Genomic DNA, 9,941 nt, shown 5'->3' on the forward strand with positions numbered 1-9,941 from the left:
GCTCGGCTACGGCGTCATCCAGACACTCATCACGGCCGCGAAGATCTTCACGAGTTAGCTGGTCCGGAGGTGCGTCACGTCCCCGGCAGCCAAGGGCTTCGGGCCGTCGGGGGTGTCGATGATCAACCGCCCGTCGTCGTCCAGGTCGCGCGCTCTGCCTTCGAGGAAGGTGCCGTCAGGGAGCTCGACCCGGACCAGGCGGCCGAGTGTCGCGGAGTGGTCGCGGTACTCCGGCAGGATCGTCGACGGATCCCCATTGGCCTCGACCCACGTCTGGTAGCGAGCGGCAAGCTCCCGCAGTACGGCGGCCAGCACGGTGGCCCGGTCTGTCGTCGCCGCGCCCTCGAGCGCCAGTGATGTCGCAGCGGGGTGCGGCTTCTCCGCCTCGCGCAGTGTCACGTTGAGCCCGATACCCACCACAGCTGCCGGTCCGTCCACCCGCTCGAGCAGGATGCCGGCCAACTTGCGGTCCTCGACCAGTACGTCGTTCGGCCACTTCACCTGGGCCGGGATCTCCCCCACCCGTCGTACGGCGGCCGCGACGGCCAGCGGCACCAGCAACCCCAGCCACGGCCACCGTGCTGCCGGCACAGCCGTCGGACGCAGCAGAGCCGACGTCAGCAAGGCGGACCGCGCCGGAGTAGTCCACGTACGCCCCAACCGCCCGCGACCTGACGACTGGTGCTCCGCAGTGACCACCAATCCCTCCGGGGCACCGGCGAGCGCAGCAGCCGCGACGACCGCGTTGGTCGACTCCGTCTCGGTCAGTACGTCGATCCGCGTCCAGAGCGAGCCGGGTCGAACCAGCCGCCCGCGCAGGAAGCGTGCGTCGAGTGGCGGCCGATCCAAGTCGCTGAACATCAGCCGGTGTTCTGCAGGCCGGCGGCGACCCCCGAGACGGTCAGCAACAGCAGCCGACGGGTCCGGACGATCTGCTCCTCGTCCAGCGAGTCGTCCGTGCGCAGGGTCCGCAGCGCCCGCAACTGCAGGTAGCTGAGTGCGTCGACGTAAGGATTGCGCAGCTCGACCGCGCGGCCCAGCACGCGGCGTCCGGCCAGCAGGCGGTCCTGGTCGAGCACCTTGAGCACCCACTCGGTCGTCAAGGCGTGCTCGTCCAGCATCAGCTGCGACAGGTCCGGCCGGTCACCCAGCTCCAGGTAGCGGCCGAGGATGCGCCGGTCGGTCTTCGCCAGCGACATCTCCGCGTTCTCCAGCATGACCTGGAACAGCGGCCAGTTCTGGTTCGCATCACGCAGTGCGGTGACGTCTCCGACCGCGGCGAGCGCCGAGCCCAGTCCGTACCAGCCGGGTGCGTTCACCCGGGCCTGCGACCACGCGAACACCCACGGGATCGCGCGCAGGTCCTCCAGCGACGACACGGCCACCCCCCGACGAGCGGGACGCGACCCGAGCGGCAGCTGCCCGAGCTCCTCCAGCGGTGTCACCCGGCCGAACCACTCCGCGAAGCCATCCGCCTTCACCAACCGGTGGTACGCCGTACGCGCGGCCTCGTCAAGCGTCTTCTCCACCACGGCGAACCGCTCAGCGGCCGCAGCAGCCCGCTCCTCCACAGCCGGAGTGGACGCCAGCAGCGTCGCTGCGGTCACCTGCTCGATGTGCCGCTGAGCGATCGGAGCGTTGCCGTACCGAGCAGGGATGGCTTCACCCTGCTCGGTGAGCTTGAAGCGACCCGACACGGATCCAGGAGCCTGTGCCAGTACGGCGCGGTTCGCAGGCCCGCCACCACGGCCCAGCGCACCACCGCGCCCGTGGAACAGGGTCAGCCGGATCGCGTTGCGTTGTGCCCACGCGGTGATCCGGGCCTGCGCGTCGTACAAAGCGAGAGTCGCCGACACGGGCCCGACGTCCTTGGCGGAGTCGGAGTACCCGAGCATGACCTCGAAGCGCCTGTCGTTCGCGGTGAGCCGGTGCCGGACGCGGGTCAGCTGGATCGCGTTGTCCAGCACCTCCACCGAGTTCTGCAGGTCTTCACCGGTCTCGAACAGCGGTACGACGTCCAGCTCGATCGGACGCCCGTCCATCGCGGCGTCGGCCAGCTCATAGACAGCTGCGAGGTCTCCGGCGTTGCGGGTGAACGAAACGACGTACCGGCGGCAGGCCTCGGGGCCGAAGCGCTGCTGGATCTGGCCGATCACCCGGAGAGTGGCAAGCACCTCCTCGGTCTGGTCGGAGAGCTCACCACCACTCAGCACCTCTTCGAGCGCCTTGGTGTGGACCGACGAGTGCTGACGGACCTCCAGCTCGGCCAGGTGGAAGCCGAACGACTGCACCTGCCAGATGAGCTGCTGCAGCTCGCCGTACCCCTGTCGCGGCGCTCCCGCGGTCACCAGCGAGTCCTGCAGCACCTTGAGCTCGTGCAGGAAGTCGGATGCCCGCGGGTAGCCGAAGTCGGCATCGCGGGCACGCGTCGCGGCCAGCCGGCGTGCCGCGAGCAGCAGGAGCTGCCGGTGGGGTTCGGAGGGCGAGCGGGTCTCGATGTCGGCGATCAGGTCCGGGTTGACCGCGCGGGCGTCCTCCAGGATGCGGCGGACCGGCGCGGACGGCGGAGTGGTCGCCGCGTCCAGCGTCATCGCCCGGCCGAGCTCGTCGGTGGCCCGCTCGAGCGCACGCAGCACGTGGTCGGCCTGGATCTGCATGGCCTCGCGGGTGATCGCGGCGGTGACGTTCGGGTTGCCGTCGCGGTCGCCGCCGATCCACGAACCGAGCCGGACGAACGGCGCCACCGCCGGCGGTCTCGTCCCGGCCGCGTCACCGGCCAGTGCGTCGTCGAGCCGGCGGTAGACGTTGCCGACGACATCGAACAGGGTCTCCTCGAACACGGCCATCGCGGACCGCACCTCGTCCAGCGGCGTCGGCCGGCTGGTGCGCAGTTGCGACGTACGCCAGAGGATGTCGACCTGCTCGATCAGGCGGCGCCGGTTCTCGGCCAGCTCGCTGTCGCCGGCCCGCGGGTCGGTCCGCGCCTCCACCAGCGACGAGATGCGCCGGATGGTGGCGAGGACGGCGCGACGACGGGCCTCGGTCGGGTGCGCGGTCAGCACCGGACGGAACTCGAGCCCGTTCAGCAGCGCGCGGGCCTGCTGCTCGCCGCTCTCGGTGGAGATCTGCTCGACGGCCTGGGCCAGCTCGGACACCACCGGACCGCTACCCGCCCGGTCGCGCTCGCGCAGCACCCGGGCGCGATGCAGCTCCTCGCTCAGGTTGGTCAGGTGGAAGTAGCAGGTGAAGGCCCGCGCCACGTCCTCGGCCCGCTCGTGCGGCCAGGACGCGACCAGCTGCTCGGCTGCCGCGCCGTCACCGGCGATGGTGAGCTCGCGGAGTTTCTCGACATCGTCGAGCAGCGGCTGACCGGCGTACTCGACCAACACCTTGCCGAGGATCTCGCCGAGCAGGCGCACGTCGGCCCGGAGTTCTTCGGGCACCTCGAACCGCGCGCGGGTACGGGTCTCACTACCGGTCTCGGTCACGTTCGCCCACCCTATCGGCGGGCGCACGCCCGCGCCGCATAGTCCGCCTGCTGGAAGCCCGATCGTGACCACACCATCAGCTACTTCACAGTAAGGCGCTCAGACGTTGCCGAAGCCGCCGGCGACGACCTGGGAGACGACCTTCGCGAGCTCGGCCGGCGTACGGTCGGTGCCGTCGACAACGAGCATCCGGGCACAGGACTCGGTCATCGAGGCGAGCAGCTCGGCCAGCACCGGGAGGTTCGCGTCCGGATCGGTCACACCGGGCAGAGACTTCATCAGGGTCAGCCGCAGGCCCTCGACCAGGAACGCACGAGCGGCCCGAACGCGCTCGGCCACCACCGGGGCGGCGCCGTACTGTGCTCCGAAGACGATCCGCCAGGACCGCGGATTCTTCGCGGCCGTGCTGAGGAAGGCGGTCAGCCCTTCGAGGACGTGCTCCTCCGGGGTGCCGACACTCGGGTCGGCCGGCAGCGCGGCGACGATCGAGATGACCAGGTGCTGCTCCTCGCGGGCGAGCAGGGCAAGCAGCAGTTCGTCGCGGTTGGCGAAGCAGTCATAGACGACCGGCTTGGTCACACCGGCGGCGTCCGCCACCGACTGCATCGTCGTACCGGCGTAGCCCTTCTCCGCGAAGACGCCGAGGGCGGCGTCAAGGATCATCGGGCGCCGGCGCTGGGGTCCCAGATGGGCCGCCCGGCGACGCGGTCCTCCGTCCTGCACCACTTGACAAAGCTACCACTTCGTAGGAAATTCCTACGGTCTGGTAGGAACCCGCTCCGGAATGCGCCCACGATCCCGGGTTCCGACACCTGTCGGGGAGGTCGCCATGACCGTACGGATGCCAAGCCTCCGGCGCGGCGCGTCATGGGGCGTGGGCTCCTCATGACCGAGCGAGGCAGCGCGGGTTGGCTCGAATCCGACGGCCTGACCTCGCTGGACGCGCGCGAGCTGGCCCGGCTGGTCGACCAGACGTCGGAGCGGGAGCTTCGGCATCGGCTCACCGGGGGCGTGCGAGAGATCGCGTTGCGCGAGATCTTTCGCCGGATGCCGGAGTACCTCCGCCCCGCCCGGGCTGCCGGGTTCGACGCAGTCGTCACCTGGCAGATCACGGGGGCCGGTGACGGCGGTCCGGCCCAGGTGGACGAGTTCTGGATCCGGGTCGGCGACGGCCGCTGCACGCTGCTGACCGATCGGCCCGCGAGCGCCGACATCTCCATCCGTACCGACCCGGCCACCCTGCTGCGGGTCGTCACCGGCATCGAGGACCCGGTCCACGCCGTCCTCAAACAACGCCTCTCCGTCCGCGGCGACCTCGCCCTCGCCGCCCGCCTGACCAAGATCTTCGCCGTCGGCCCCGACTGATCAGCGCCCTTCGCGCTCGCGAGATCTGGACTGGCCGGGAGCGGCGGTGGGGTTCGCCGCCGGCGTGCTGTCAGGCGCCGTGACGCTGGCGGATCGTGCGGAGGCAAGGTCCCGGCCTGGCACGAACCTCAGGTTGGGATCCTCGGGCGCCCGGGAGCGGGCGATGGCATGCGCCTCCGCGCCCAGTACCTGCCCGAACTGGTGAGACTTCGCGGTGATCTGCGCGTCCGTCGTACCGGCTTCCTTCCAGGCCTTGACCTGATCCGGCAGCACCTTGAAGGCATCGTCGACCCGCTCGGCGACCTCCTGGACGACGGCCGGCCGGTCCTCCCGCGGAACGCCAGACGCCCGCACCACCAGTTCCGCTGCCCTCGATGCGATCCCGGCCGGATGCCGGCCGGCCAGCTGCCCGAGCGTCTCGCTCGGCTCCGCGCGCCGGCCCATGACCCCGTCGATAGACTGCGCGAATCCCCGCACGGCCGGTGTCCACGTGTCATCGACGTACGGCGGCTCGGACGCCACCACCTGCTCCGCGAGATCGGCGGGCAAGGTCCGCGTGATCATCTGGTTCAGGTAATCCTCGGAAAACCCATGAGTTGTGCCGAAGGCCAATGCATCGAACTCTGGGCGCGCAGCCTGAGCTGCGGTGTCGGTCGCAGCCGCCTCCGGGGCCGCCAGCTCGGTGAGCTTCACCCCGACTGCCTGCATCGCCTCCCGGACAGCCTCCGCGCGTTCCGGGGTGAGCTGGTCCGGCCCGTCCACAGTCACCTGCGCCAGCACCCAGTCCACGCGGTCCGGATGGAGATAGAGCGTGCCGTCCTCCACGTCGTTGGCAACCGACAACGCGTCGAATTCCCGGCCGGGGGGCATCGGCGCGGTCTGGTGGTTCCACTGCGTGGTGCGCACATCGGTCAGCTGGCCGATGGCTCCCTGCATCCGCTCGATCAGCTCAGGGACCGACTGCGGCCGCTCGGCCGGAGGAGGTGTGTGACGGCTCGCAACCTGCTGGTTGCCCTCCTTGCTCGCCCCGTCGATCGCAGCCGCACCCCAGCTGGCGGCCAGGTACCGGTCCTTGATGGTGGCGGCCAGTACACCCTCGACGGAGGGTTGCTTGCGTTCGGTTGCGAAACTCCGCTCCAGGTCGGCGGCGACGTGGCTTCTGACTGCCTCCTGCTGGTGATACGGCAGCGTCCCGAAGTTCTCGTTCTCCGCCAGCAGCAAGCCAGCGGCTTCCGTGGCGATGCGCCCGCGCCCGGCGCGCACGAGAGCGGTCAGCACCTCATCCTCAGTCTCGGAGAAACGGGTCCGCGAGGTGATGCCGAGGACGAGCGCCCGCGCAGCGACCGCATCACCCTTCTCGTCCGGCGCCGGGAACATCCCGACGTCATCCGGCTGCCCGTTCTCGAACAGCTCTGCCGCCAGCCGCTTCGGCGTCGCGAGCTCGGCGTACGCCTGGCACACGGCCTTCTCGAGGACGATCCGGCCGTTCGGGTCGCCCGGCTCCGGCACCGGCCCGGCCGGCCCGAGGGAGTAGGCGCAGTCAGCGACCAGGTTCTGCAGGTCCATCCGTACGTTCGGCCGGTCGTCTTCGGCCCGTCCACCGGCTGCGGCGAGGATCGCTGCGCGTCCTGGGGCGAGTCGCGCCGGAATGTCGAGGTTGTCCGCCAGCCTCCGCAGCCGCTCCTCGTCGTACTCCCGCAGCTCGGGCAACTGGTCACCGGTCGCCATGGACCAGCCGCCGGTGTCCTTGACGACGAGCTGGTTCACCTTGCGAATGAGGTCTAGGACTGTCGGATCCGCCACGGACGGCAACCTATCGGTGACGAGGGTTCAGCCGGCCCCGGCGTTGCGGTGGACGTCACAGCACGGTACGGCGTACACACGGTTAGGCTGCCCGATTATGGGAGAGACCGTGAACATCCACACCACCGCCGGGAAGATCGCGGACCTCGAGCACCGGCTCGACGAGGCCGTGCACGCCGGGTCGGAGCGCGCGGTGGAGAAGCAGCACGCGCGCGGGAAGAAGACCGCCCGCGAGCGGATCGCGCTGCTGCTGGACGAGGGCTCCTTCTCCGAGCTGGACGAGTTCGCCCGGCATCGGTCGACCTCCTTCGGCCTGGACGCCAACCGCCCGTACGGTGACGGCGTGGTGACCGGGTTCGGCACCATCGACGGCCGCCAGGTGTGCGTGTTCGCCCAGGACTTCACCGTCTTCGGCGGCAGCCTCGGTGAGGTGTTCGGCGAGAAGATCGTCAAGGTGATGGACCTGGCGATGAAGATCGGCTGCCCGCTGATCGGCATCAACGACTCCGGCGGCGCCCGGATCCAGGAGGGCGTGGTCAGCCTCGGCCTGTACGGCGAGATCTTCCGCCGCAACGTCCGGGCGTCGGGGGTGATCCCGCAGATCTCGCTGATCATGGGCCCGTGTGCCGGCGGCGCGGTCTACTCCCCCGCGGTCACCGACTTCACCGTGATGGTGGACGAGTCGTCGTACATGTTCATCACCGGACCGGACGTGATCAAGACCGTCACCGGTGAGGACGTCACCCAGGAGGAGCTCGGCGGCGCCCGGACGCACAACACCAAGTCCGGTAACGCGCACTACCTCGGCAGCGACGAGGAGGACGCGATCGAGTGGGTGAAGGCGCTGGTCGGTCACCTGCCGCAGAACAACCTGGAGGACCCGCCGGCGTACGACTTCGAGGCCGACCTCGAGCCGACCGAGACCGACCTGGCCCTCGACACGCTGATCCCGGACTCGCCGAACCAGCCGTACGACATGCACACCGCGATCGAGGCGGTACTGGACGACGGCGACTTCCTCGAGGTGCAGACGCTGTTCGCGCCGAACATGATCGTCGGCTTCGGCCGGGTCGAGGGCCGCCCGGTCGGCGTGGTGGCGAACCAGCCACTGCAGTTCGCCGGCACCCTGGACATCGACGCGTCCGAGAAGGCGGCCCGGTTCGTCCGCACCTGTGACGCGTTCAACCTGCCGATCCTGACCTTCGTCGACGTCCCCGGCTTCCTGCCCGGCACGGACCAGGAGTGGAACGGCATCATCCGCCGCGGCGCCAAGCTGATCTACGCGTACGCCGAGGCGACCGTGCCGATGATCACCGTGATCACCCGCAAGGCGTACGGCGGCGCGTACGACGTGATGGGGTCGAAACACCTGGGTGCGGACATGAACATCGCCTGGCCGACCGCCCAGATCGCGGTGATGGGCGCGCAAGGTGCGGTCAACATCCTGTACCGCCGCGAGCTGGCCGCCGCGGACGACCCGGAGAGCCGCCGCCGGCAGCTCATCACCGAGTACGAGGACCACCTGGCGAACCCGTACGTCGCGGCCGAGCGCGGCTACATCGACGCGGTCATCAAGCCGAGCGAGACCCGCGCCGAGATCGTCCGCGCACTCCGCCTGCTCCGCACCAAGCGCGACACCCTGCCGCCGAAGAAGCATGGGAACATCCCACTGTGACGATTGATGGGAGCACCGAACCGATCCTCAAGGTCGTCAAGGGTGACCCGACACCGGAAGAGCTCGCCGCCCTGGTCACCGTGATCGCGGCCCGCTCATCGGCGGCCGCCGTACCGGCCGAGAACGGCCGCGCCAGCAACTGGGCGACGTACTGGCGCAACGCCCGCCAGCCCTTCCGCCCCGGCCCCGGGCAGTGGCGCGCCTCGGCACACCCGTAGCTACTCGCGGGCTATCGATTTCCCAGGTTTCTCGCTGGTCGCGGCCTGGCCGCCGGTCGTGCCTTCAGGCTTGGCCGTGACGGCACCAGAGGCCGGGGCCACATCCGCCGTCGGGTCGCGAAGCAGTTCGGCCAGCGTCTCGACAACTGCCTCGTCCATGCCTTTCGCCGGCTTCTGCCTGTCGATCAGCTCGAGCGCGAGTTCGGCGATGCGGCGGCCGTCGGTCGCGTTGTCGAACTCTGTGCGGATCAGTTCGGCCGCCTCCGCCTGCAGTGTGTACGGCGCGCCTTCGATGCCGCTCATCAACAGGTCGGCGGCGACGAAGGAGGTCTCGTACGCAGGCGCACTGTTGAGCGCGTGCAGCGTCCGCTCGGCCGACATGTCGGCGCGTTCGCCGACGGCCTGAGCGAAGGTGTAAGCGCGGGGTGCGCTCCAGTGCACGTCGGTCAGCAATTGCTGCCGCTGCTGCGGATCTGCCTCGTTCCAGCCCAGCTTGAGTTCCTGCGCGTCGGACGGCAGGTGCCCGTTGTCGCACAGATCGTCGATCACCCGGTCGAAGTGTGCCGCTGTCCAGGCATCGGCAAAGGCATTCTGCAGCGCGCCGTTTGGGCCGTCGGGCGTCCCCGCCACCGCCCGCAGTGAGTCGACCAGCACGCGCCGTCGGATCGCGAAGTTGTCGTAGCGCTCTTTCTCCGCGTTCCGCCACAGTCGCTTTGGCGCGATCAGGTCCTTGAGGACGCGGTGCTCCTCCGCGCCGTAGAGGATCGTCCGACCGGCCGCGTGTATCCCGCGCCGATCCCGGTCGACGCGCGGTCGCTCCAACTCGGGCCGTTGCAGAGGTCTACCACCGTAGAATCGTCCGACGTCCTGGATGGAACCGCGCATCCGCTGCAGCAGGTCCCAGACTCGGCCGTGCACTGATGTCACACTCGCAGTATGGCCAAGTACGAGGTCAATCCCGCGGCCGTCGAGCAGGCGAAGAGGCTCATCGAGGGTCGGCAGTATGTGCTGGACAGCGACTGGGGTGAGGTGCAGCCCCGGGCGGAGCAGCAGAACGCCTACCTCGAGAACCACAGCTGGGAGGAGTACGCCGCCTGGCACCTCGGGCTGACGGTCGGCCCGCAGGACGAGACCAAAGCCCGGTACGCGTTCGTCATCGGCGACTTCCGGCGGATCCACCGCACCGCCTTGATCGCCTCGGTCTACCGCGCCTCCGAATGGCGCCACAAGGCCGTCGAGCTCGCCGCCCACGACCTCCTCCAACTCCTGGACGCAAAGTCAGGGCTGACGGCTTAGGCCGTGTCTGACGGTCCCGCGCAGTAGGCGAGGGACCTGTCGTCCTTCCGACCGACACGGTGTACGGGATCGCCGCGGACGCCTTCAAGTCCGACG

Annotated in this window: 9 protein-coding genes; 4 read left to right on the forward strand and 5 right to left on the reverse strand. The window is 69.6% G+C overall.

Annotated features, from left to right (window positions below; all coding sequences use genetic code 11):
* Nucleotides 1-54 precede the first annotated feature (54 nt).
* The 3 genes from AB0F43_RS09285 to AB0F43_RS09295 all read right to left on the reverse strand — a co-directional run bounded on the left by AB0F43_RS09285 (nt 55) and on the right by AB0F43_RS09295 (nt 4,214).
* Nucleotides 55-861, reverse strand: a complete 807-nt coding sequence (locus AB0F43_RS09285; RefSeq protein ID WP_360472934.1) for a biotin--[acetyl-CoA-carboxylase] ligase — start codon at nt 859-861, stop codon at nt 55-57.
* Entirely contained in the window at nt 861-3,488 is a 2,628-nt protein-coding gene (locus tag AB0F43_RS09290; RefSeq protein ID WP_360472937.1) for a phosphoenolpyruvate carboxylase, read from the reverse strand. The genes AB0F43_RS09285 and AB0F43_RS09290 overlap by 1 nt, the downstream gene beginning before the upstream one ends.
* A gap of 99 nt (nt 3,489-3,587) precedes the next feature.
* The gene (locus AB0F43_RS09295) at nt 3,588-4,214 is read right to left on the reverse strand and encodes a TetR/AcrR family transcriptional regulator (RefSeq protein WP_360472940.1); all 627 of its coding nucleotides are present in this window, start codon (nt 4,212-4,214) and stop codon (nt 3,588-3,590) included.
* A gap of 159 nt (nt 4,215-4,373) precedes the next feature.
* Here AB0F43_RS09295 and AB0F43_RS09300 point away from each other — a divergent pair, with 159 nt between their 5' ends.
* Nucleotides 4,374-4,853: an SCP2 sterol-binding domain-containing protein gene (locus AB0F43_RS09300; protein WP_360472943.1), complete on the forward strand. Its 480-nt coding sequence runs from the start codon at nt 4,374-4,376 to the stop codon at nt 4,851-4,853.
* On the opposite strand, the gene AB0F43_RS09305 is transcribed toward AB0F43_RS09300, so the two are convergent.
* Nucleotides 4,854-6,656, reverse strand: coding sequence for a hypothetical protein (locus AB0F43_RS09305; protein WP_360472946.1), 1,803 nt, complete (start codon nt 6,654-6,656; stop codon nt 4,854-4,856).
* A 97-nt stretch (nt 6,657-6,753) separates the two neighbouring features.
* Here AB0F43_RS09305 and AB0F43_RS09310 point away from each other — a divergent pair, with 97 nt between their 5' ends.
* Nucleotides 6,754-8,331: an acyl-CoA carboxylase subunit beta gene (locus tag AB0F43_RS09310; protein ID WP_360472949.1), complete on the forward strand. Its 1,578-nt coding sequence runs from the start codon at nt 6,754-6,756 to the stop codon at nt 8,329-8,331.
* A 2-nt stretch (nt 8,332-8,333) separates the two neighbouring features.
* On the forward strand, nt 8,334-8,549 hold the full coding sequence (locus tag AB0F43_RS09315; protein WP_360473077.1) for an acyl-CoA carboxylase subunit epsilon: 216 nt from the start codon (nt 8,334-8,336) through the stop codon (nt 8,547-8,549).
* Here AB0F43_RS09315 and AB0F43_RS09320 read toward each other — a convergent pair whose 3' ends face one another.
* Nucleotides 8,550-9,434, reverse strand: coding sequence for a hypothetical protein (locus AB0F43_RS09320; RefSeq protein WP_360472951.1), 885 nt, complete (start codon nt 9,432-9,434; stop codon nt 8,550-8,552).
* A gap of 51 nt (nt 9,435-9,485) precedes the next feature.
* On the opposite strand from AB0F43_RS09320, the gene AB0F43_RS09325 reads away from it, so the two are divergent.
* Entirely contained in the window at nt 9,486-9,845 is a 360-nt protein-coding gene (locus AB0F43_RS09325) for a hypothetical protein (protein ID WP_360472954.1), read from the forward strand.
* The last annotated feature ends 96 nt before the right edge of the window (nt 9,846-9,941 follow it).

This window comes from Kribbella sp. NPDC023972 (assembly GCF_040639075.1).
In the GTDB taxonomy this organism is placed as follows: Bacteria; Actinomycetota; Actinomycetes; order Propionibacteriales; family Kribbellaceae; genus Kribbella.

Excerpts from the sequence above, each read along its gene's own strand:
- AB0F43_RS09320 (WP_360472951.1), bottom strand. The coding sequence starts at position 9,434 with ATGCGCGGTTCCATCCAGGACGTCGGACGATTCTACGGTGGTAGACCT.
- AB0F43_RS09285 (WP_360472934.1), bottom strand. The coding sequence starts at position 861 with ATGTTCAGCGACTTGGATCGGCCGCCACTCGACGCACGCTTCCTGCGC.
- AB0F43_RS09300 (WP_360472943.1), top strand. The coding sequence starts at position 4,374 with ATGACCGAGCGAGGCAGCGCGGGTTGGCTCGAATCCGACGGCCTGACC.
- AB0F43_RS09310 (WP_360472949.1), top strand. The coding sequence starts at position 6,754 with ATGGGAGAGACCGTGAACATCCACACCACCGCCGGGAAGATCGCGGAC.
- AB0F43_RS09325 (WP_360472954.1), top strand. The coding sequence starts at position 9,486 with ATGGCCAAGTACGAGGTCAATCCCGCGGCCGTCGAGCAGGCGAAGAGG.